This is a genomic window from Ruminococcus sp. AF17-22AC (genome assembly GCF_003460065.1).
Classification (GTDB): Bacteria; Bacillota; Clostridia; order Lachnospirales; family Lachnospiraceae; genus Blautia_A.
Genome location: NZ_QRXT01000004.1, coordinates 83,547 through 107,587, shown reverse-complemented (window position 1 = coordinate 107,587; position 24,041 = coordinate 83,547). Strand labels below are relative to the sequence as shown.

Below are 24,041 nucleotides of genomic sequence, written 5' to 3'. Positions count from 1 at the left end.
GGGGAGGTGGCTTTATGGATCCAAATACCTTCCCCACCAAGGGAAATTTAATTCTTGCCAAGAATTCTCTTGCGCTCTCCCGTCAGGGATTTGAGCTGATGGATAAAAAAAGGAATATCCTGATCCGCGAAATGATGGAGCTGATCGATCAGGCAAAGGATATCCAGTCACAGATCGATATGACTTTCCGTGCCGCCTATGCAGCCCTTCAGAAAGCCAACATGGAAATGGGTATTGCCTTTGTACAGCAGGTTTCCTACACCGTTCCTCTCGAGGATTCCATTCGGATCAAGACACGAAGCGTTATGGGTACGGAAATTCCACTCGTCGAATATGAAGAGCAGCTTACCAACACCCCGACTTATGCCTACTACAGCACAAAGGCTTCTCTGGATGAAGCAAAAGCCGCCTTCGAAAAGGTAAAAGAGCTTTCCATCCAGCTCGCAGGCATCGAAAACGCAGCGATCCGTCTTGCAGCCAACATCAAGAAGACTCAGAAACGTGCCAACGCATTAAAGAACATCACGATTCCGAAATACGAGGCACTGACAAAGGATATCCAGAATGCTCTTGAGGAAAAAGAGCGAGAAGAATTCACACGTCTGAAAGTTATTAAACGAATGAAACAGACTTCTTAAGCAACTTACAAAAGTCCATCTGCAATTACGCGGATGGACTTTTTAATTACTATTATTGTCTGATAATTAAAGTTTGAAAGTTTAAAATTTTTCTTTTGAAAGCAAAATTCAGCAATATTTTCACTATGAAAAAGTCAATAGATTTTTCTATCTTTTTTTCGAATTTGTTAATTTCATCATTATTAACCAAAACATTTGTTTTTTATTTATTTATGTAAATCACTTATTCCACATTGATTCTTTGTGGATAATGTGGATAACTTTGTGCATAACTCAAATATAACGATTTTTCAACCTTTTTAGGATGTGGATAACTTTTACACCATTTTTCGCGTTATCCACATTTTCCCCCATTATTCGACAAGCTTTGTGCAATTTGCTATTTGTTCGTTTTTATTCGACATTTTTTCAAAACAAAAGAGCTACAGTTCCGTTAAATTGCAGAAACTATAGCTCTTTACTGCCTGACTACTCAAACTATTTATCAAGAAGGTATCTTTGTACCGAAGCCACCGCGTTCGCCCCGTCTGCGACTGCAGTTACGACCTGGCGGAGATTTTTGGTACGTATATCACCTGCTGCAAAGATTCCCGGTTCACTGGTGATTCCATCCTCTCCTGCCACAATATATCCTGCTTCGTCCAGTTTCACCAGATCTTTGAATTTCTCTGTTCCCGGAACGATTCCGACTGCAATAAACACACCATCTGTTTCAATGAAACTTTCTTCCTGTGTTTTTTTGTTCTGGATCTTCAGTGCTTCCACTTTATCTGTTCCCTCAATGGATAATGGAATGCTGTCCCAGATGATCTCCACGTTTTTGCATGCAAAGAAACTCTCCTGAAGGATTTTCTCCGCACGAAGCTCATCTCTTCTGTGTACCAGATAGACCTTTTTACAGGTACGTGAAAGAAGAATTGCATCCTCCACCGCCACGTTTCCGCCACCGACCACGACAACCGTCCTGTCCTGAAAAAATGCTGCATCACAGGTCGCACAATAAGAAACACCCATGCCACTCAGTTCTTCTTCACCCGGGATTCCAAGGTGGCGGTGTGTTGCCCCGCAGGCAATGATCACTGCTCTGGCACGGTATTCATTTTTTTTCGTGCGGATGACTTTGATTCCCTGCTCTGCCTCGATAGAACGAACTGTCTCCCGCTGCGGTTTCATGCCCAGTTTTGCTGCATGACCTGCCATTGCTTCCCCGAGATCCAGACCGGTGATTCCCGGCAGTCCCGGATAATTATCTACTTCATATGTGTCCACAATCTGACCGCCCTGCACAAATTTCTTATCCAGCCAGATTGTATTCAGTTTTGCTCTTGTCGCATAAATAGCTGCGCAGATTCCTGCCGGACCTGCTCCCAGAATCGCCAGATCATATATATTTTCCATGATATTCTGCCTCTCTTTCTCTGTTGCTGCCATTTAAGTTTAGCATACAATCCCTTTTTTTCCAATAAAATAGTAAAAAGCATCTCTCACCGAGGTTTTTTATGCATATATCTTTTCGCAAAAATCCTTCCAGCATTCTGATCATCTGTGCTTTGTGTGTGGTTTTTCTCATTGGATCAGTTTTCGGTCATCTCAATGCCGGCGGAAGCCCTGCTGACCGCTCCTTTCAGGCTTACACGGATCGTCTGTTTCGTGAAGAAGTCTCCGGAAATATGCTGAATCTCCACTATTCCATTGCCTATCCGGAAAAACAGCAGATCACACGGCCCGCTCCAACGCTTGGCACAGTTTCCGCTCCAGATGACAATAGTATTGCCCGGTATGAGGAAATTATAAAAAAGCTCCAGGCATTTGATCCATCTAAGCTCTCTGAGGCAAATCAGATCACTCTTGATATGCTCCTTTTGTATTATAAAACCCAGCAGCGTTCCACCGGCTTTTATCTTCTGGAAGAATACTTAAGCCCCAGTCTTGGCATACAGGCACAGCTTCCTGTCCTGCTTGCAGAATATACATTTTATCAGGAACAGGACATTGCAGATTACCTCAATCTCCTCACTTCCGTACCCGCTTATTTTGAGAGTATTCTGGATTTTGAGCGTCAAAAAGCAGATGCCGGTTATTTTATGAGTGATGCAACACTAAAGCGCATCGTCAATCAGTGTCAGGCTTTTATAAAAGAACCGGATTCCAACTACATGCTGGAAGTTTTTGCCGACAAATTAAAAGCGCTTGGTACAATTTCCGAGGCGGAACAGAAAACTTTAAATTCCCGACACAAAGAAATCCTTCTGAATACAGTAATCCCGGCTTACCAGAAGCTGATCCAGGGGCTTCTCACCCAGCGAGGTTCCGGTCGTCCCAGCCAGGGACTTGCACATATGCAGAAAGGAAAAGAGTATTATCTGTATCTGCTCCGCAGTCAGGTGGGCTCCTGGACGGCCGTCAAAGATATGCAGAACCGACTCACCGAACAAATCAGTGCGGATATGAAACTGGTTCAGCAGATGCTGAAAGAACAGCCTTCTCTCCTTCGAAAGATGAAAAGCTCTCTGGATCTTCCGAAAAGCAAACCTGCACAGATGCTTGGAACTCTGCATGACCGGATAGCCGATGATTTTCCCGAGCTGCCGGAGACAGAATTTGAAACACGCTACGTACACAAATCCATGGAAAATTATTTGAGTCCGGCCTTCTATCTGACACCGCCGCTTGACACCGGATCACCAAATATCATTTACATAAATCCTGCTGATCAGACTTCAAATCTGGAACTTTTTGCCACGCTTTCGCATGAAGGATTTCCGGGACACCTTTATCAGACCATCTATTTCCTCAAGACCTCTCCTGCTGATATCCGGACGCTGATCACCTCTTCCGGTTATGTGGAAGGGTGGGCCACCTATATTGAATCTTACGGTTATCAGTATGCTGCCCGTGATCTCGATGATCCTGCTGCCACCGATTATACAAGGCTGATTGCGCTGAACCGCCGAATCAATCTGTGCCTCTATTCACTTCTTGATATCGGCATACATTATTATGGATGGGACGAAACACAGGCAGCCCGTCTCCTTCAGTTTTTCGGGATCACAGATGCCCACGTTGTATCTGAAATTTTTCAGTACATCGTAGAAACTCCTGCTAATTACCAGAAATATTGCTGGGGATGTCTTAATTTCCTTGATCTGAAAAAAGAATGGAAAGATACTCTGGGTGATGATTTTAATCTGAAAGCTTTTCACCAGAATCTGCTTGAGATCGGACCGGTTCAATTCCCGGTGCTTCAGAAATATATGAATGAACGGCTGCAAAAGAAATATAAGGAGGTGCCTGTGCGCACCTCCCATTTTATGACTGTCTATAATATTTTTTAATCTTTTTCTTTGTCGCTATAACTGTCAAAAAAGTTCTGCAGTTTCAGCAATGCTCTAGTAAGATCCTTTGTCTCCTTCGGATTGAGATCATCCAGAACTGCCATCACCATTTTTTCATGAAAAATCTTGTGATGAAGAAATGCCTTCTCTCCTTTCTCTGACAGAGAAACCAACACGACACGCCGATCCTCTTCACTTCTCGTTCGCTCTACATATCCCTTCTTGACCAGATGGTTGATCGCGATCGTCAAAGTACCTGTCGTAACAGAAACCGCTTTTGCAACGGTAGACATGTTTTTGGGCTCCTGAATACCGATTGCTTCCATAATATGCATATCATTTACGGATATATCTTTGTATTCTGATGTGATCAGCGCACGTTCTTCAATATCCAGAATATCTTTAAACATTTTTACCAGAATATTGTTTACTGTTTCATACGAATTCATCTTGCTTTCCTCCGCTTCCTGCCCCTCGCCTGCTCATATTTTTTATTATACCCGATGTTTGTTTGAATCACAAAACATTTTTCAGTTTATTTTTTTAACTTAATTCTTTCTTTAGCGGAATCTATTTGCTATAATAATGAATTGAACACAACATGGACCTTTTTGTATGTAAAATCATATGCAAACGGTCTTCGCAAATACACAAAGGAATTTATTATGAAAAAAAACAAAAACATCCCACTTAATCTGAAAGATCAGATCAACTCGCGTATTGGTCTGATCTGTTCCATCGTTGTAATGATTCTTCTGGTCTTTGTTTTCCATCAACTTGATTATCAGATCATCCAGAAGCCGGCAGATCAGGCTGCCAAAGAAGCCGAGCAGAAGAAACTGGAAGCAGAAAAAGCTGCCAAAGCACCGGAGATTTCCACAGCTACTGTAATCGCTGTCGGTGACAACCTGTACCATGACAGTCTGATCCAGTCAGGTGAATCTGATTCCGGTACATGGAACTATGATGCAATCTATGAAAATGTCAAAGACGAGATTCAGGCAGCAGACATTGCCATGGTCGATCAGGAAACTGTTCTCACCACAGAGCATGATGCAGTCTGCGGTTATCCATCCTTCGCAACACCTACGGAAGTCGGTGACGCACTAATCAATGCCGGATTTGATGTCATCGAATCTGCAACCAACCACATTGATGATTATGGCTATGATTACATGGCACAGACACTGAATTTCTGGAAGACCAGTTACCCGGATGTTCCGGTTCTCGGTATCCATGATTCCGAAGAAGATGCCAATACAGTCAAAACTCTCGAAGTAAACGGCATTAAAGTTGCGTTTCTGGATTATACATACGGAACGAACAATTCCGGTGCCGGAGACGGCAAAGATTACATGATCGATATTTTCGAGAAAGACAAAGTTGCATCCATGATTGAAAAAGCAAAAGCAGACAGTGATGTGCTGATCTTTGTTGCTCACTGGGGCAAAGAAATGGAAACCATGCCTACCGAATACGAAAAAGAATGGGCAACTTTCCTGATGCAGCAGGGTGTAGATGTCGTAATCGGTGGCCACCCGCATATACTCCAGCCATATGGACGTATGTCAGACAAAGAGGGGCACAGTATGCTGATCTTCTATTCTCTCGGAAACTTTGTTTCCACACAGGAGTCCTTCGATGCACTTTTAGAGGGAATGGGCTGCTTTACGATCCAGAAGACGGTACAGGACGGCAAGACCTCTATAGAGATCAAAGATGCAGAAGTTAAGCCTATGGTCATGCATTACAATAAAGAAGCCGGTGTATTCAGTCCGTATATGTTGTCTGATTACACAGAAGAGCTTGCCGCACAGCATGAATTGCGTACAGTACTCGGAGACGATTCCTTTACCCTTGCAAACCTGCAGGCGCGTTTCAAAGAGATCATGTCCCTGAATGTAAAACCATCCACCAACACGGATCTTCTTGATGTTACTTTTAATTCAGACGGTGATATGGTTGACTCTAATGGTGAATATGTAGATGATATCTGGTCTGTCAGCGCATCAGATGCACAGAGTGACAGCTCTGACGGAGGTTCTGATGAAAGCTCAGACAGCTCTGATGAGTCGGACTACAGTGATGAGTCAGATTACTCTGATGACAGTTCGGACTATGACGACAGCTCTGATTATTACGATGACTCAGATTATTACGATGACTCATCCGAGGAATAACGTCCGTACTACACCAGTCGCTTTCCACCCCACACGGCGCGAAACCTACCATCCACAGTCATCAACCTACAGCTTATAAAAAACTCCGTCCATATATCCGGTCTCGGACGCTTGAAGGAATTTGTAGAAGTACTTAAAGAAAAAATAATACGTTGCCCCGAAAAATGATGCTGTCTGAGCGAAGCGAGTTCATCATTCTTCGGGGCGTTTTTAGTAGGATTTTTTCTTGTTAGTACTTCTGAATTCCTGATTTGTCCGTGACCGGATATATGGACGGAGTTTTAATATAACTGTAATTGATACTGTGAATGTTATTTCCGTAACAATAATTTCTTTGCATTTTCTTCGGTTACTGCAATCACTTCTTCCTCGCTGCACCCTTTAATTTGTGCAATTGCCTCTGCCACATACGGCAGATTCAGTGAACTGTTACGCTTTCCGCGGTTTGGTTCCGGGCTCAGATATGGACTGTCTGTCTCAAGTACAAGCTGTTCAAGCGGTGCATACGCAACCACTTCTTTCAGTTTCTTCGCATTTTTAAATGTGACAACACCACCGATTCCCAGATACAGTCCCATGTCCAGATATTCTCTTGCCATTTCTTTTCCATAAGAAAAACAATGGATAATGCCGCCGTACATACCGCCTTTCATGCAATCCTTCACCAAATCCAGTGTATCTTTTGCCGCATCTCTGCTGTGGACCATAAATGGAAGCTTTTCTTCGCGCGCAATCTCCATCTGTGCCAGAAACATTTTCTTCTGGATTTCATGTTCATGTTCTTCTTTATGCCAGTAATAATCCAGCCCAATCTCTCCGATTGCCACAGCTTTTGGCAGACGGGACAGCTGACGTATTTCTTCCAGAGTTTCCTCCGTCATTTTTTCCGCATCATCCGGATGAATACCGAACGCGCCATAAACAAACGGATACTGTTCCATTAATTCTTCTGTATCTTTCAGGCTCTCGATCGACGCACATGCATTCACAATATACCCAATTCCATGTTCCTGCATCGATGCAAGCAAATTCTCTCTGTCTTGTGCAAAAGCCTCATCATCATAATGTGCATGTGTCTCAAAAATCACAGGTGTTTCCATCAGTCTTTACACTCCTCGATCACAAATTCATCGCCCTCACGGATGATTCCTCCGTGAAGTACTTTTGTAAAAACGCCTTCCCGCGGCATAATGCAATCACCCATTTTCTGGAAAATCGCACATCCATGATGGCATTCTTTCCCAATCTGTGTCATTTCCAGCACAACATCGTTGCATCGAAATCTTGTTCCGATCGGAAGTGAAGAAAAGTCAAATCCCTGCACGACAAGATTTTCTCCGAATGCTCCATCCTCTACCTCTGCACCACGTGCACGGAATGCCTCAATCTTGTCATAAGCCAAAAGGCTGACCTGACGGTGCCATTTGCCGGCATGTGCATCATCTTTGATACCCCAGTCTTCTATAAATTCTGCTTCCTGCACCGGATGTTTCTGTGTTCCCTTTTTTTCACTGATGCAGACTGCGATTACTTTACCCATAGTCCAATTCTCCTTGCTTCAGAAATGCCCCGGCAATTTCCACTGTAAATACGCAGCATACCTGATATGGAGTACTTCTCCTCACATTACCGGATCCTGCCGAAGGCTATTCATATTTCTACTTGCGTGCACAGTCACGTGCTTCACCACTCAGGATTTCAAGCCCGTGCGCCAGTGCATCTATGATATATTCCAGACTTTCCCGTACTGCCTTCGGGCTGCCCGGAAGATTCACAATCAGTGTCTTTCCACGGATTCCTGCTGTCGCACGGCTCAGCATCGCACGTTTTGTAATCGTCATGCTGTATGCGCGGATCGCCTCCGGTATTCCCGGAACCTTACGTTCGATTACTTCTTCCGTTGCCTCCGGTGTGACATCTCTCTCAGAAAATCCGGTTCCGCCTGTCGTCAGGATCAGCTCCGCTTTTTCTGAATCTGCTATTTCCTGCAATTTTCCTGCAAGCATTACCTGATCGTCCGGAAGGATATCCATAGAAATCACTTCATATCCTTCTCTTTCCAGAATTTCTTTGATTGCAGGACCGCTTAAATCTTCCCGCTCACCTCTGTATCCAGAATCACTTGCTGTTATAATTGCTGCGCGTTTCATCATTATCCTCCTATCTGTGCCATACACAAACTCTCTGTATCATCTTCTTTTGCTTTTTCTCTGAAATGGTGTCCGTCCGGTTTTTCGGACAATGCCTCTTTTATGATTTCTTTTAATTCTTCATCTGTTCCGCCATTTCTCAACACTTCTCTCAAATCACGCCCCGCTGTATATTGCAGACATGTTTTCAGATATCCCTGTGAAGTCAGGCGGATACGGTTACACTCACTGCAAAATTTGTGGCTGATCGCGCTGATAAAACCGATTTTTCCCTGAAATCCTTTCACAATATAATACTTACACGGTCCATTTCCAAGAGGTTCTCCCTCATACGGAACTAATCTGCCAAATCTTTCTTCCAGAAGTGACACGATCTTTTCCTGTGACATTCCTGTAAAAGAACTTCCATAGCCAATCGGCATCATCTCTATAAAACGGACATGTACGGGATATTTGCAGGCAAATTCCGCAATCTCACACAGATTCTGCTCCTCTATTCCCAAAGGCACACAGTTGATCTTTAACTGCACGTTCGGATATTTCATTGCTTCTTTAATACCGGCAAGAGTATCATCAAGAAAATCTCTGCGTGTGATTTTCTGGAAACCATCCCTGTCAAGTGTATCCAGACTGATGTTCAGACTGTCAAGTCCTGCCTCTGCCAGTTCCTTCATCTGTTTTTTCAAAAGGATTCCATTCGTAGTCAGTGTCACTTTTTCGATACCCGGAATTGCTTTTATCTGATGGATCAGGCCCGGCATCCGGGGCCGTACCAGTGGTTCTCCACCGGTGATTTTGATCTTTTTGATTCCAAGCTCTGCCATCACCCGACATACTCGAATGATTTCCGGTTCCTGCAGAATATTTTCGCGCCCGGTCAGCCGTATGCCTTCCTCCGGCATACAATAAATGCAGCGTAAGTTACAGCGGTCTGTCACGGAAATCCTCAGATAGTCAATATTTCTTCCACAACGGTCTATCATGTTTCATCTTCAAAACGAAAATCTCCGCTTTTTCCTCCTGTTTTTTCTACCAGATGTATTTCTGACATTACCATATGCTTATCAATTGCTTTACACATGTCATAGATAGTCAGAAGTGTCACCTGAACTCCTGTCAGAGCCTCCATTTCCACGCCGGTTTTTCCCTCTGTCTTAACGGTACAGAATACATGAATGCGGTTCTTTTCATGATCCAGTTCATAATCAATCGAACATTTCTGTATCGGAAGAGGATGACACATCGGAATCAGTTCGGAGGTTTTTTTGACACCCATGATGCCTGCCACCCGTGCCACACCGAGAACGTCACCTTTTTTGACATTTCCTTCTGTAACGCATGTCATGATCTCGGGGCCTACAGAAATATAACCTGTAGCCAATGCTGTCCGATAAGTGATACTTTTACCGGAAACATCCACCATCACTGCATTTCCTTCTTTATCAAAATGTGTAAGTCCGTTCGCCATGGCTTTTCCCTCCTGAAATATCTGCTGATTATTTTCACCACAGTCATATCCTGTGTCTGACTGTCATTTATCATATCAATCACATACAGTATACCCGTAAAACATATGTCTCTGCAAGTACAATGCAAAAGCTTTGGGTTACAAAAATCCCCCGTGCTCGCCGTCACGATACACAGGGGATTGCAGTTTCATTTGCAGTAACTGTCAAACTCTATCATACATTTAGCAGATTTCAGCACCTGCCGGCATTTCTTTTTCCGGCACCATCAGGGACAGATTTCCATCTGCATCTTCGGCGCAGAGGATCATTCCCTCGCTGAGGATTCCTGCAAGTTTGGCAGGTTTCAGGTTTGTAACAACCATAACTTTCTTACCGACCATTTCTTCTGCACTGTAGTGAGCTTTGATGCCAGATACAATCTGACGTACCTGACTGCCGATCTTCACCTGAGAGCAGAGAAGTTTACGGGATTTTTTGACTTCTTCACAGGCAATGATCTCACCCACCTGGAACTGGAGTTTGCCAAAATCATCAAATGTGATCTCCGGTTTTGCTTCAATATCAATCACGTTTTCTTCTTTTGCTTCTTCAACCGGTTCTTCTTTTTTCGGATGAAGTTCTTCTACTTTTGCAAGTACTTCTTTGAGGTCAAGACGTGCAAACAGGATTTCCGGTTTTTCTGTAACTTTGTTTCCTGACGGATACAGTCCAAATGTCTTAAGGTCTTCAAGTGTACGTTTGTCTGCATTTAACTGAGCAAGGATACGCTCTGTTGTCTCCGGCATGAAAGATTCCAGAAGAGTTGCACCCATTGTAATTCCTTCAACCAGATTGTAAAGAACAGTTGCAAGACGGTCTTTCTTTGCTTCGTCTTTTGCAAGAGCCCATGGCATAGTCTCATCGATATATTTGTTGAGACGTTTGAACAGCGTGAAGACTTCTGTCATAGCATCTGCAACACGCAGTTTGTCCATTTTTTCTGCAACTTTGCCCGGAACTGCCAGTGCAAATGCTTTGAGATCTTCGTCAACCGGCTCCACAACACCTTTGTTTTCAACAACACCGCCAAAGTATTTGTTGGACATGGAGATGGTACGGTTTACAAGATTTCCGAGTGTATTTGCAAGTTCGGAATTCAGTCTTTCTACCATCAGTTCCCATGTGATAACACCATCGTTTTCGAATGGCATTTCATGAAGTACGAAATAACGTACAGCATCTACCCCGAAGAAATCTACGAGTTCATCTGCATAGATAACATTTCCTTTTGATTTACTCATCTTACCATCGCCCTGAAGCAGCCACGGATGTCCGAATACCTGTTTCGGAAGCGGCAGGTCAAGTGACATCAGGAAGATCGGCCAGTAAATAGTATGGAAACGAATGATGTCTTTACCGATCAGATGAAGGTCTGCCGGCCACAGTTTGTTGAACTGTTCGGAGCTTTCGCCGTCGCAGTCATATCCGATTCCTGTAATATAGTTTGTCAGAGCATCCAGCCATACATAAACAACATGTTTCGGATCGAAGTCTACCGGAATTCCCCATTTGAAGGATGTTCTGGATACACAGAGATCCTGAAGTCCCGGAAGAAGGAAGTTGTTCATCATCTCGTTTTTACGTGATTCCGGCTGAATGAAATCCGGATGTGTGTTGATATAGTCGATCAGACGATCTGCATATTTGCTCATTTTGAAGAAGTATGCTTCTTCTTTTGCAGGCACACACGGACGTCCGCAGTCCGGACATTTGCCATCTACAAGCTGTGATTCTGTAAAGAAAGATTCACATGGTGTACAGTACATTCCTTCGTAATGTCCTTTGTAGATATCTCCTTTTGCGTACATTTTCTTGAAAATTTTCTGAACCTGTTTTTCGTGATCAGCATCTGTGGTACGGATGAATTTGTCATAGGAAGTGTTCATCAGATCCCACATTCTCTTGATCTCACCGGATACATTATCTACAAATTCCTTTGGTGTGATCCCTGCTTCTTCTGCTTTGAGCTCGATCTTCTGACCATGCTCGTCAGTTCCTGTCTGGAAAAATACGTCATATCCTTCCTGTCTCTTGTAACGTGCAATTGCGTCTGCCAGTACGATCTCGTAGGTGTTACCAATGTGCGGCTTACCGGATGTATAAGCAATCGCTGTTGTAATATAATACTTCTGCTTGTCCATTTTATAGTTCCTCCTGATTAATATTCTTAAATATCCTCGCGAAACGTTTTTACATTATTGGAACATTACGAAGTAATTTCCTATAACGTAAAAAAAAGACCATCTTCCCTTCATATTGAGAAGACGAGTCCTGCCCGTGTTACCACTTCTGTTCGTTCCTGCCTCGCAGTCAGAAACCTTATCGGGTACGATTCCATCCTGACTTCCCGATCCAATCCGATCGTTCTGTCACTGTCCTGATACCCTTCCGCTATAACAGGCGGTCCTGTTGCAGTCTGAATGTAAATCTCATCTCGACTGCACCTCTCCCAAGCCATCTTCCATCTGCACCTGCACTTCCCTCTCAGCCACCGGAATGGAACGATTCTTTTTCATTCTGCGCTATTCTTCTGCTCATAGCATAGCAATTCTTCCATCGGGGAATTCTCTGTAATGTGGTCAGCAAATGTACTCTCTTGTTCTGTGAGTTTGCTTATATTCTGCGGAACATATCATATTTCCGCTCTTTAAAAATAGTAGCATATTTGCAAATATTTGTAAACCTGGAATTTGGAAAAAGCCCTCTCTATCGGATTTTCGATAAAGAGAGCTTTCATCAGCAGAATATATTCTTTCCGCTTTTATCTTTTTATTCTTTTCAGTCCAGACCAGCTTCCGTATACCCTTTTTCCATTTACCATACGATATGCTCGTACAAGATAACTATAGCTGCGGCCTTTTGATACTTTTCTGTCTATGAGCGTTATTTTGTCTGTAGAGGCAATTCTGCTCCATTTTCCTCCGATGTAGCGGTATACTACATATCCGGATGCACCCGGAACTTTTCTCCAGCTTAACTGAATACCGGAAGATTTTCTTGCTACTCTTAACGTCGGTGCTGCCGGTAATGCTTTGCCACTGAATGCTCCGGAATATTCTCCGTAAACATATTTCCCGTTAACCACTCGATACGCTCTGATTCGATATGCATATCCACATCCTGTCTGAATTGGATACTTCTTGGAATTGCGCTGTGTGTAAGAAACTGCAGACGCTTTTACATTTGCGATTATCTGCCATTTTGATCCTTTTTTTCTTTCAATGATATATCCACTTGCATTTGCAGCTTTCTTCCATGTAATTCTGATCTGGTTATATCCGGCAGACGTAGCCTTCGCACTATTTACTTTTGCAGGTATCTTTATCGTTTCAGGCTTTTTGCCCGATTCTGGTTTTACACTTGGCTTCGGTTTCTCGCTTGGTTCCGGTTTCTCACTTGGCTCCGGTTTCTCACTCGGTTCTGGTTTCTCACTTGGCTCCGGTTTTACACTTGGCTCCGGTTTTACACTTGGCTCCGGTTTCTCATCCGGCTCTGTTATTTCATATAATGCCAGATTCGGTTTTGTAGTAATATCTTTCCACTGTCTTTCCGTTGCATTTTCAAAGTTATTGGAAATTTTTCTTCCATCAACCGATTTCACTATCGTGCGATCAGCTATATTAACAGAAGAAACATATGCCTTTCCGGCAACGGAATCTTCTTTCGACATGATTGCAGAGCCGCCTTCCAGCCATGCACTGGATGTTTCGATTGATCCGGTTCCGCTGACACCATTGCCGCCATCGTCAAAAGAACCATTTCCACCAACTGCGATCAGCTTTCCATTACCCTTAACTGTTCCCTGATCCAGAATCAGTGCTGCACCACCTACGGATGTCGTGGCATTTCTTCCCCCGCCAAATACACCAAGGACACCATTGTCCGAGATTGTGAGTGTACCTCCGGATATTTTCATTGCAGGCTGTCCACTATAACTTTTCTGGGTGTTCGGGTCTTTGCCGGTAGCGGCCTCATCGCCTCTGATGTAAACCTCACCCTCCAAAGCCACATTTCCCTTAGCAAGCACTACAGGCGCTGTATTATGACGTACCTCTGATCCATTCGCCAGAAAATTTGTATTGGAATAAATCAGCGAGTTCTCCAGAATTGCCCCGCCATTCAGGATCAACTGTCCATTAACAGAAGCACCTGTCAAAAAGCTTCCACCGTAGTTGTCATAATTTACAGAGATTCTTCCTCCATCCATTGCTTCGATCAGTCCGTGGACAGAAGAATCACGCAGGCAAAGTCTTCCGCCTTTCTGTACAATAATTCGTACACTGCTGAAAATTTTCATATTTACAAGTGTCAGATCACAGCCTGACGGAACAATCAATGTCTGTGTCGGGCTTTCTGATTCGGATACAGAATATCCCAGCTCACCATATGTTCCACTTGTATGAGAGCCATACCATGCTTTGATCTGTGCCGGTACAGTTACTGTCTCATTTGTACCGCCAAAAGCAGCAATTGCCCATGGTTCCATATCATACATGTATTTGCCATCTGCAGTCTGCTGTGCATTTTCAAGTTTCAGGCAGTCACTCAGTTTTTCTGTACGTGAATAAACCTTAAATGCAAGCTCATTACTGGTTGCGGTTCTGCCATTCTGATCTGTTACTGTTACACTTACCGGATAAGAACCCGGTTGATCGGGAACACCGCTCAGTGACAGGGAGCTGTCATAAATCGAGTATACACCTGACATTCCACAGGATTCCGTGTCAATATTTACGCTTGTCTTTTTTGTATTTACCGTTACTGCTTCATGTAAAGGTTTCCAGTCATTTTTTCCCGGCGTTGTTCCGTCCGGAACCACTGCCGCTTCAACAATAACATTGCTGTTTTTATTCGTAGAAACCGAAGTAGATGCTCCACTGATCGCATCATATTTCTGCTGACCGGTAAGTGCACTGTCAAAATATCCGTTTAATCTCACATATAATGTGTTCTGTCCATCAGATGGACCTTCTTTATCATTTCCACTGCTTGGATCATAAGGCTCCACTGCGAAATCACTTCCACTCCCCTTCACACAAAGAAGCAGATCCTGGTATGACGGATTTTTTATCGTAATAATATCTCCGATAGTCAGCATGCCGTCTCCACTGCCGTCAAAGACTGCCGAAGCATCTGAACTATCCATATAATATGCATTTCTTCTAAACAAACTGTATTTTGAAGATACTTTTTCCCATACATTTCCATTTACAAGGATCTGGCTGATTCCTCCTGCATATGCACCGTCAGAAAAAAGAAGTTTCTGATAATCGCTCCCAAAGCCTGACTCCAGTTTTGCTTCTGCAGTCGGTGCATCTTTTAACTGTTTGGATTCTGCAACTGCATCTTCGGAATCCGCGTCTGAAAACAGATCCACATCTGTCACACTGTCTACTTCGCTTTCTGATGCAGCGCTATCTTCCGTTACTGCACCTTCATCCTCAAAATCTTCCTCTGTTGAATCCTGAATTTCCATTTCTTCAGCATCTTCATTGCTGTCTTCCTCAACTACCACCTCTGCATCAGAAAAATCATCTGTCGCAAAAGCCGGCACCGCTGTAAATAAATTTACAGTCATCATTGCCGAAACTAAAAATGCAATCTGTCTCTTCACAGTTCTCCCCCTCTTACTTTAGTTAGTTATTTAAAACCTTGTTAAAGAATAACATTTCTTAGAAATTCTGTCAATTGCATTATCGCTTCATTATGTATACAATCGGTCTCTTAGTGCACACTATCTACTGTCAGCGGATGCTATCCAATATGAGATTTGACTAGCTAATGTTCCAATTGACGAACATATATTCCGAGTTGTATGATTAATTCAATAATTAAAGTGTAAATTATCTGACGTTAACTCTTTTCTATCTTTCCTAAAGGAGGGACTTTTATGCAGGCTTTATCACAGACAAATGCAGGCGATACCTGTACGATCAAATGGATGTTTGGTGTTCCGGAGATTCTGGAAACGATGAGAAACATGGATATTAAAGAAGGCAGCACGATTCAGGTTATTCAGAAGTGCCAGGATTGGCTGATCATCGGGCGGAATGACCGGCGGCTGGCGGTTGGGAATGAAGTAGCGGACCGGATTCAGGTGTAGGGGAATGAGGATACAGGGATAATCGTAAAAAGTTCTGTGTAAATTTTTTACAATTCTCCCCGTTTTGAATCATTATGAATAGAAAGTCTCATACTTCTCTGATATGAAACAGGGCTATCACCTGCCCCGTGAAATAAAATCATCGTGAAGTATAAAAAATATACTATATCTATCTTTTGCATCTCCGATATAAGAAAATAAAAATGTCTGTATATTGAAATAACCATCCAGACTTTCTGCAGGAGTCTGAGAAGTACTTAGATATGATCTGACTGTGTTGCGAATAAAAATCGTACTGTTTGAGTGAAACGAGTTTGCGATTTTTATAAGCGTTTTTAACAGTCAGGAATATCTTTAGTACTTCCGGACGACGAAGCCTGTCTGAATGGTTATTTCACATATCACAGACATATAATATATTATAATATAAAAAACTGCCAATCATATATTTCTATACAATCGGCAGTTTTATTCCCTTATTTCATCTTAAATTCTATCGTTACTTTAAACAGATCCCCGTCGAGATACAGATTAAATGTCCCACCCTGCAGCTGCACAAGGTCTTTCGCGATAGACAATCCCAGGCCACTTCCTTCAGTATTTCTGGAAACATCCCCGCGGATAAAACGCTCTGTCAGTTCGTCTGCCGTAATATTCAGCGGCTGCGCGGAAATATTCTTGAGGGAGAGCTGTACATTCGGACGATTCACACTTACATCTACATAAACTCTCGTGTTTTCCATGGCATATTTAGCTGTGTTTCCAAAGACATTCTCCAGAACCCTCCAGAGTCTTCGTCCATCGGCACAGATGATTGCCTCTTCCTCGTCAAAATGAACGACCATCTGCAGATTTCTTTCTTCAAATTTTTCTTCAAATTCTCCGATTACCTGGTTAATCAATTCCACAAAATTCAGTTCTGTCATTTCCAGTGTGATATTTCCGGTGCTTGCCTTGGATGCCTCTACGACATCTTCTGTAAGAACCTTCAGTCTCTGTGCCTTATTTTCCAGAACTTCCAGATACCCCCTGATCTTGGGATCTTCCGGATTTTCCCGTTTGAGAAGATCTATATAGTTGATGATCGAAGTCAACGGTGTCTTTATATCATGAGAAACATTCGTAATCAGTTCTGTCTTCATCCGCTCGTTCTTGAGGCTGTTTTCTACGGCTGCGTCCAGTCCCTCCCCGATATGGTTAATATAATCCGCCACCATTTCCTGCTCACCGGAGAGTTTTTCCGTTGGAATTTTATATTGCAGCTCACCGTCTGTGATTTTTTTCAGTCCACCAATAATCTGTTCTCGCCCCCATGCCTTTTTCAGCAGCCAGTAAAGTACTGCCACATCCAATACAAGCAAAAGCAACAGGGGAAGCATGGCACCATCTCCAAATCCCAGCATAACAAGCAGCATCTGTGCAAATACAAAACATCCAAACCCGGCAGCTATCTTTATTCTGCTGATGGTATTTTTACTCATAAAAACCACCAGATTTCCGATAGCTTTGAAAATTTTTTTAATCATCCGCAACACATGTCTGAGAAGTGAATCTCTCCACAGTGATCTCGCTTTGATCCTGCGCACCAGACTGAGCCAGCCCGTCAGGAACCAGCCTCCTGTCCAAATGCCGATCATTCCAAAATCAATGGTTTTCCAGATCATCCGCACTTCTTCAGAATCCATTGCCTGAACCAGCACGGAAATTCCCATTAACCAGATTGCAACGATCATGCCTGCCGCAATCTCTGTATAGCATCGATCCAAAAAATTCAGATGTACTTTTTCATCTTCGTTGTTTCGTCCTGCTGCAACTGTCAGAATCACAATTCCTACGAGTGCCAAAATAAATGCAGCCACAGAAACAACCATGATCGGCACCAGCCATGGTTCAAACTTCTCATAAGCCAGTTTTTCCTGCTTGATTCTGTCCAGCACAGGAAAATCTTTATCTACAGAAACAAAGTAAAGATAATTTTCTCCGGCAAGTCCTGTATTCTCAACCATACTCTGCCAGTAAGATACTGTCCAATCCGAAACATTAGTAAAACCAAGTATACAGTCCTGCATCTCCGGTGAAATGAGCATGAAAGGATCAGCACCAGATGTCAGCTTATCCAGCATTTTTTCATAATTTGCCGAAGTGACCCCATTTATATTACTGTACACTTTATCGGACTTTGTATCTACATACATATAGTTGATATTTGTCGCACCCTGCGTATATGTTTTCAGGATTTTCTCACCATATGATGCGTCACTGTATTCTACCAGTGCCTCATATAAATACTGATATGCTCTGCTGATGTTCCCTTTCCATTCTTTACTGTTATTTACAACATCAAGAATGCCGTCCGCTCCATCCGGCTTATATTCTTCCTTCAATGGAGCATCATTATTTCCGCTGGACTCATAATTATATATGTCTGTGTAAACAACATTGCCCTCTGCATCTGCAACGTATTCCACTCCGTCATTACGGATTCCTATACTGTTATCAGTGTATCCATAATAGATATATTCCTTACCCGAAAGCATGGACAATATATCTTTTGTATATTCTTCCTGTCCTTCCTCGCTTCCAAAGACAAACTTCAGTTCCCCTGTGATGATCTTGTCTGCAAAGTCATTATAATACATGTAGTAATCATTACCGTCCGGCTGACGGCAGATCAGAACATTTGCACTTTGATCCCAGGATGATTTTTTTGCCCAGTCATACAAATCCTTCGCTCTGTATGCAAGCCCGGACGTATTTTTGTGTGTCAGCTCCGTCCCCTGGTTCAGTTCAGCAAGATCGACCAGCTCATCATCCGATACCTGATCCAGAATATATCTGTTACTGATCGCATTGACAATCGTATGCGAAAGATTATAAACACTGTCTCTGAAACTCTGCGAATCCACGTAGCTTTTGCTGTCCAGAGGCCGGACCCCTTTATTCATGATCACTACGAATGCTCCGGCTCCCACGCAGGAAACCGTCACAAAAAATATCGTCAGCAGCACAAGAAGTCCCTTTATGCCACTCTTTTTATACCATCTTTTTTTCATTTATACCCCATTCCTTTCTATAATAAAACAGTCTTGGTAACAGGTAGAGAAGTTATGCAGGATATTTTCCACAACGAAAGGACGAATTTCAGATCTTTTCCACTTTATACCCAAGTCCCCACACTACTTTCAGATAGCGCGGCTCCTTCGGATTGATTTCAATTTTTTCTCTGATATGACGGATGTGAACCGCAACTGTGTTATCCGCTGCAATTGCTTCTTCCTCCCAGATGCTTTCATAAATCTGATTAGTAGAAAAAACGCGTCCCTGATTTTTTACCAGCAAAAGAAGTATTCGGTATTCGATCGGTGTCAGCTTTACGATTTCTCCATCAACTGTGACCTCTTTTCGGTCATCATCGATCATCAGCCCGCCGGTCTCATAAATGTTGCCTCTTTTTTCTGCTGCTGCCCCAAGCTGGGTGTATCTGCGAAGCTGGGATTTCACTCGTGCCACCAGTTCCAGCGGATTAAACGGTTTCGTCACATAATCATCTGCTCCTACATTTAACCCGAGGATTTTGTCCGCATCCTCTGATTTTGCCGATAAAATAATGATCGGAAGCGCATTTTTTTCGCGAATCTTCAATGTCGCCCGAATACCATCCAGCTTCGGCATCATTACATCGATGATCAGAAGATCTACCGGATTGTTCTTAAGCACCCGGATTGCCTGCTCACCGTCATATGCCTTCAGAATGTGATGTCCCTCCTGCGTCAGATAGATTTCTATTGCCTCTACGATGTCCCTGTCATCATCGCATACCAGTATCTCTGCCATTGTCCCCTGCCTCCTGTTTGTTATGGTCTTACTATAGCTGTTAAGAATTAATATCTGTGGGGTAAAATCTTAAGATTCTCTTATCTTTTTAACCTTATCCATTGTATCAGAAAACGACCTTTATTTATATCTGAAAAAAAGAAAAACATTTGTTAAAATTCTTATTGACAAAACAATCTCATTATGCTAAATTATAGTCACAGCAAGAAATTAGTAACAATTACTATTATTAAATAAGACTAACTTAAAAAGAAAAGGAGATCAAGATTATGGCAAAATGGGTATGTAATGTATGTGGTTATGTTTATGAAGGCGATGCAGCTCCGGAAGTCTGTCCGGTATGTAAAGCTCCTGCTTCCAAATTTACAAAACAGGATGCTGAGATGACATGGGCTGCCGAGCACGTTGTTGGTGTTGCTCAGGGTGTCAGCGAAGACATTATCGAAGACCTCAGAGCAAACTTCCAGGGTGAATGCTCCGAAGTTGGCATGTACCTTGCAATGGCAAGAGTTGCTCACAGAGAGGGCTATCCGGAAATCGGCCTCTACTATGAGAAAGCTGCTTACGAAGAAGCTGAGCATGCTGCAAAATTCGCTGAACTTCTCGGTGAAGTTGTTACCGACAGCACTAAGAAAAACCTTGAGATGCGTGTAGAAGCCGAGAACGGTGCTACTGCAGGTAAATTTGACCTTGCAAAACGTGCAAAAGCAGCTGATCTTGATGCAATCCATGACACTGTACATGAGATGGCTAAAGACGAAGCAAGACACGGCAAAGCATTCGCCGGATTATTAAAGAGATATTTCGGCTAAGAAACAAGGAAATTATTACAGAAAGGAAACGATATATGGCTACATTGAAATACAGCCGTCAGCGAGAATCCATCAAGGAATTTCTCATGACACGTAAGGATCACCCCACTGCAGATGTGGTATATGAAAACGTAAAGAAAATATATCCCAACATCAGTCTGGGAACCGTATATCGCAACCTTTCCCTGTTATCCGATCTTGGAGAAATCCAGAAATTATCCAGTTTTGGCGGCGCCGATCATTTTGACGGCTGCGTCACCCCGCATTGCCATTTCATGTGTACCGAATGCAAGCGGGTTCTGGATCTGGAGACAGAGGACGTGAACGATCTTGCCCCAAAGGCGGTCAGGCACTTCGGTGGTAAGATTTCTTCGTGTGATATACGTTTTTTCGGGCTCTGTGAAGACTGTCTGAAGAATACAGAAGTATAATAAAGGAAATAATAGAATTTATCGAAAATAAAGGAGATTAAAATTATGGCTAAATGGGTATGTAATGTATGTGGTTATGTTTACGAAGGTGACGCTGCTCCGGAAACTTGTCCGGTATGTAAAGCTCCTGCTTCCAAATTTACAAAACAGGATGCAGAAATGACATGGGCTGCTGAACATGTTGTTGGTGTTGCTCAGGGTGTCAGCGAAGACATCGTTGCAGACCTCAGAGCAAACTTCCAGGGTGAATGCTCCGAAGTTGGTATGTACCTCGCTATGGCAAGAGTTGCTCACAGAGAAGGCTATCCGGAAATCGGTCTTTACTATGAGAAAGCTGCTTATGAAGAAGCTGAGCATGCTGCAAAATTTGCTGAACTTCTCGGCGAAGTTGTTACTGACAGCACAAAGAAAAACCTTGAAATGCGTGTAGAAGCTGAGAACGGTGCTACTGCAGGTAAATTCGATCTTGCAAAACGTGCAAAAGCAGCTGACCTTGATGCAATCCATGACACTGTTCATGAAATGGCAAAAGATGAAGCCCGTCACGGCAAAGCATTTGCAGGTCTTCTTAAGAGATACTTCGGCTAATCTACAAAGTACACAGAATATAATAAGGCTCCCCGGGTTCGCATACTTGAACTCGGTGGAGCCTTTCCTAAATTAGATGACTTATCTCAAAGTAAGTGCAACTGTAATCATTCAGACGCTAAAAAACGGATGACCTGAACATAATCAGTCCTAAAACAAGACCATAGCAGACTCTTGTTTATTTTCCTGTAGTCTAGTACATCGTTTCATACTCTCAACAATGTACTAGTTTTCTTTAAAATCATATAATGGCATATTATTCTCATCATATAAAACAATCATCATGACCGGTCTTACATCCCCCGATTTATTTTCAAAGCATAATAAATAGTACCCATCATGCTCCAGAGATTTAACAGTATATATTTTTTCCTGATTCCCGGATGTAATTGTTCTGATCAGTTTCCCATCTTCAATTCTCCAGGTTCCATCAATCTCCGGCCAGTTTGGATTTATATCTTCACGTGTGCGATAACTGTCATCTGCCGCGTAGCTTCCAAGATGTCTGGTGTTGCCTTCTGCGTCATATTCATAGAGATCACCGGCACCGGTTGTTCCACCCACTGCCAGATTCACCTTATAATATCGAAATCTGCAGGGAAAAACAGCAGACAGTTCCTCTTCCGTCAGATCCTTAAATTCGTCCATATGCTTCATGCAGTAGTCATATCCACTTTTATAATCATTATCCGCATCTGTATGATCAACATATGCCTCAATAAAATCATCTTTGGATTTTATTGTGCCCTCTTCCTGTACTGTATCTTCCTGCTCTGCCTCTTCCTGTACTGTATCTTGCTCCGTGTCCTGATCTTCTTCTCCCGGATTTTCTTCCTTCAGATTAAATCCCAGATCTTTCATCGTAATATCGGTATTATTTTCCAGATAATACTGAAAAGAATTAAAAGTTGCTGCCACAGTTGATGTTATACTTTCCGCACTGCTTCCTTCAGTTAAAGTAACAGTCTGCCATATTTCATTTTTGGGATCAGTGAGCACTTCCATTTTTTCATTATCGACTGTCAACATCGCCTCTTTCTGGTAAGATGCGATTGATGTCTGGCCTGATATCGTTCCCCTTCCATCATACTGTTCATCAGCGGTCTTCCAAATATTATACTGTTCAAAATAGTATGTATATTCCATTGTCCCTTCTCCATTTGCATTATATACAAAATGAAGAATGATATCTATATACAATCCTTCTTTTGTCAGAACGCTCTCAACCCAGAACTGGTCATCATCTGAATCTGTGATGTATATTTTGTCATCAGCAGACAGATCCGAACCAGACTGATCTACCAGTATATCCATGGACACGCCTGTGTATTTATGACTATTTCCTCTCATCTCAAAATCACTTGAAGTTCCATTTTCCCGAACATACTCACAAAGCTTTTTAGCCGGATGTAACTTATATTGCACTTCCTTATATTTTTCTTTACTATCCTCATAATCTCCCAGTTCTTCATATAAGGCAAGTGCTTCTTCATATTCGCCTGATTTTTCATATTTGACAGCTTTCTGATATTCCGCATAGATAATCTGTTCTTTACTGTCTTTGTATCCGTTCAGGCTCTCAAGAAGTGCAATAGAATCATCGTATTTTCCATCTTCCAAAAGAGCCAGCCCCTGATTATAAAGCTTCTTCTTATTCAGATTATCCTTAATGACCACTCCCACTGCTGCCACAGCTACTGCTGCTGCCACACCGACCACGATCATCTTTATCTTCTTCTGTTTCTTTTTCGCTTCAACCGCTGCTTCTGCCTGTTTACGTTCTCTCTCTTTTCGCTCATCTTCCAGTCGCGCATCGCATTCCTTCTTCAGAGCATCCACATCAAGTTCTTCAAGTTTTTTGCGATCTATATGACAGCTACAGCAACTGAGTTCACTCTCATGATTGATCGCTCCACAGGTACAGAACCATAAATCCCTATCCTGTTTCAACAGGTACTTGCTGTTTTTCCCATACTTTATCCTGTACTGCCTGGCCAGCTCTCCATTTGCGATTTTTTTCTCTATCGGATCCGGTTTTTCCAGTGGCTCCCATATTTCATTTCCCACCCATACAGTATTATCATCAAATGCAACCTCCGTCACTTTAACAGAATATGAACGAGTCTGTTCATTTGGAACAATTATCGGAACCTGCTGACCCCAAAATTCATTTCTTTTTACATTCAGATCCAGATACTGATATTCTGTTTCTTCGCCCAGAGTTCTTCCTACCGTATCTATAGATGTAATCTTAACAGTTACTGCCTTTATTGTTTTACTGCAGATATTCTGAATCTTCAACTGTACGATTATATTGCCATTTCGATTGTCTTTAAGTAAAGCTCCGGCTGCAACTACAACAGGAGCTCCCATAGTATACAATCTTTCCGGCAGAGAATATAATCTTGCGTATGTCTCTCCCATTTTTCCACCTCATGTTTCATGATAATTGAATAATCTCA

General features: G+C 42.6%; 19 protein-coding genes. 7 read left to right on the top strand and 12 right to left on the bottom strand.

Translation table 11 applies throughout. From position 1 onward, the window contains the following. Window positions 1–14 precede the first annotated feature (14 nt). Window positions 15–638, top strand: coding sequence for a V-type ATP synthase subunit D (locus tag DWW86_RS07715; RefSeq protein WP_117942759.1), 624 nt, complete (start codon window positions 15–17; stop codon window positions 636–638). Between the two features lie 477 nt (window positions 639–1,115). Here the strand turns inward: DWW86_RS07715 and trxB are convergent, their stop codons facing one another. Beyond that, on the bottom strand, window positions 1,116–2,036 hold the full coding sequence (gene trxB / locus DWW86_RS07710) for a thioredoxin-disulfide reductase (RefSeq protein ID WP_117942853.1): 921 nt from the start codon (window positions 2,034–2,036) through the stop codon (window positions 1,116–1,118). A 101-nt stretch (window positions 2,037–2,137) separates the two neighbouring features. On the opposite strand from trxB, the gene DWW86_RS07705 reads away from it, so the two are divergent. Then, a complete protein-coding gene (locus tag DWW86_RS07705; RefSeq protein WP_117942758.1) occupies window positions 2,138–3,973 on the top strand; it encodes a DUF885 domain-containing protein in 1,836 nt (611 codons plus the stop codon). On the opposite strand, the gene DWW86_RS07700 is transcribed toward DWW86_RS07705, so the two are convergent. Further along, window positions 3,970–4,422 (bottom strand): MarR family winged helix-turn-helix transcriptional regulator, encoded by a 453-nt coding sequence (locus DWW86_RS07700; protein WP_117942757.1) that lies wholly within the window; start codon window positions 4,420–4,422, stop codon window positions 3,970–3,972. The genes DWW86_RS07705 and DWW86_RS07700 overlap by 4 nt on opposite strands. 216 nt (window positions 4,423–4,638) lie before the next feature. Here DWW86_RS07700 and DWW86_RS07695 point away from each other — a divergent pair, with 216 nt between their 5' ends. Further along, window positions 4,639–6,153, top strand: coding sequence for a CapA family protein (locus DWW86_RS07695; RefSeq protein WP_117942756.1), 1,515 nt, complete (start codon window positions 4,639–4,641; stop codon window positions 6,151–6,153). Window positions 6,154–6,464: 311 nt separating this feature from the next. On the opposite strand, the gene DWW86_RS07690 is transcribed toward DWW86_RS07695, so the two are convergent. The 7 genes from DWW86_RS07690 to DWW86_RS07660 all read right to left on the bottom strand — a co-directional run bounded on the left by DWW86_RS07690 (window position 6,465) and on the right by DWW86_RS07660 (window position 15,425). After that, window positions 6,465–7,241, bottom strand: a complete 777-nt coding sequence (locus DWW86_RS07690; RefSeq protein ID WP_334292793.1) for a TatD family hydrolase — start codon at window positions 7,239–7,241, stop codon at window positions 6,465–6,467. 11 nt (window positions 7,242–7,252) lie between these two features. Beyond that, the gene (locus DWW86_RS07685) at window positions 7,253–7,693 is read right to left on the bottom strand and encodes an MOSC domain-containing protein (protein ID WP_072522705.1); all 441 of its coding nucleotides are present in this window, start codon (window positions 7,691–7,693) and stop codon (window positions 7,253–7,255) included. Between the two features lie 118 nt (window positions 7,694–7,811). Beyond that, window positions 7,812–8,303 (bottom strand): MogA/MoaB family molybdenum cofactor biosynthesis protein, encoded by a 492-nt coding sequence (locus tag DWW86_RS07680; RefSeq protein ID WP_072522704.1) that lies wholly within the window; start codon window positions 8,301–8,303, stop codon window positions 7,812–7,814. A gap of 2 nt (window positions 8,304–8,305) precedes the next feature. Next, complete coding sequence (gene moaA, locus DWW86_RS07675; RefSeq protein ID WP_117942755.1) at window positions 8,306–9,286, bottom strand: GTP 3',8-cyclase MoaA; 981 nt, start codon at window positions 9,284–9,286, stop codon at window positions 8,306–8,308. After that, a complete protein-coding gene (moaC, locus tag DWW86_RS07670) occupies window positions 9,283–9,771 on the bottom strand; it encodes a cyclic pyranopterin monophosphate synthase MoaC (RefSeq protein WP_072522702.1) in 489 nt (162 codons plus the stop codon). The genes moaA and moaC overlap by 4 nt, the downstream gene beginning before the upstream one ends. Before the next feature lie 222 nt (window positions 9,772–9,993). Continuing rightward, on the bottom strand, window positions 9,994–11,952 hold the full coding sequence (gene metG, locus DWW86_RS07665; RefSeq protein WP_117942754.1) for a methionine--tRNA ligase: 1,959 nt from the start codon (window positions 11,950–11,952) through the stop codon (window positions 9,994–9,996). 620 nt (window positions 11,953–12,572) lie between these two features. Next, on the bottom strand, window positions 12,573–15,425 hold the full coding sequence (locus DWW86_RS07660) for a hypothetical protein (protein ID WP_117942753.1): 2,853 nt from the start codon (window positions 15,423–15,425) through the stop codon (window positions 12,573–12,575). Window positions 15,426–15,701: 276 nt separating this feature from the next. Between DWW86_RS07660 and DWW86_RS07655 the strand changes: the two genes are divergently transcribed. Further along, complete coding sequence (locus tag DWW86_RS07655) at window positions 15,702–15,914, top strand: FeoA family protein (protein ID WP_072522699.1); 213 nt, start codon at window positions 15,702–15,704, stop codon at window positions 15,912–15,914. Between the two features lie 476 nt (window positions 15,915–16,390). Here DWW86_RS07655 and DWW86_RS07650 read toward each other — a convergent pair whose 3' ends face one another. After that, the gene (locus DWW86_RS07650; RefSeq protein ID WP_117942752.1) at window positions 16,391–18,967 is read right to left on the bottom strand and encodes a sensor histidine kinase; all 2,577 of its coding nucleotides are present in this window, start codon (window positions 18,965–18,967) and stop codon (window positions 16,391–16,393) included. A gap of 88 nt (window positions 18,968–19,055) precedes the next feature. Beyond that, window positions 19,056–19,748 carry a response regulator transcription factor gene (locus DWW86_RS07645; RefSeq protein WP_117942751.1) on the bottom strand — a complete coding sequence of 231 codons (693 nt, stop codon included), beginning with the start codon at window positions 19,746–19,748 and terminating at the stop codon, window positions 19,056–19,058. 269 nt (window positions 19,749–20,017) lie between these two features. Between DWW86_RS07645 and DWW86_RS07640 the strand changes: the two genes are divergently transcribed. Genes DWW86_RS07640 through DWW86_RS07630 form a run of 3 tightly spaced genes read left to right on the top strand, consistent with a single transcriptional unit; the run spans window position 20,018 to window position 21,579 of the window. Next, a complete protein-coding gene (locus DWW86_RS07640) occupies window positions 20,018–20,560 on the top strand; it encodes an NADH peroxidase (RefSeq protein WP_015540678.1) in 543 nt (180 codons plus the stop codon). 35 nt (window positions 20,561–20,595) lie between these two features. After that, complete coding sequence (locus DWW86_RS07635; RefSeq protein ID WP_117942750.1) at window positions 20,596–20,991, top strand: Fur family transcriptional regulator; 396 nt, start codon at window positions 20,596–20,598, stop codon at window positions 20,989–20,991. Between the two features lie 45 nt (window positions 20,992–21,036). Further along, window positions 21,037–21,579 carry an NADH peroxidase gene (locus tag DWW86_RS07630; RefSeq protein ID WP_117942749.1) on the top strand — a complete coding sequence of 181 codons (543 nt, stop codon included), beginning with the start codon at window positions 21,037–21,039 and terminating at the stop codon, window positions 21,577–21,579. 225 nt (window positions 21,580–21,804) lie between these two features. On the opposite strand, the gene DWW86_RS07625 is transcribed toward DWW86_RS07630, so the two are convergent. Beyond that, complete coding sequence (locus DWW86_RS07625) at window positions 21,805–24,003, bottom strand: hypothetical protein (protein ID WP_117942748.1); 2,199 nt, start codon at window positions 24,001–24,003, stop codon at window positions 21,805–21,807. Window positions 24,004–24,041 lie beyond the last annotated feature (38 nt).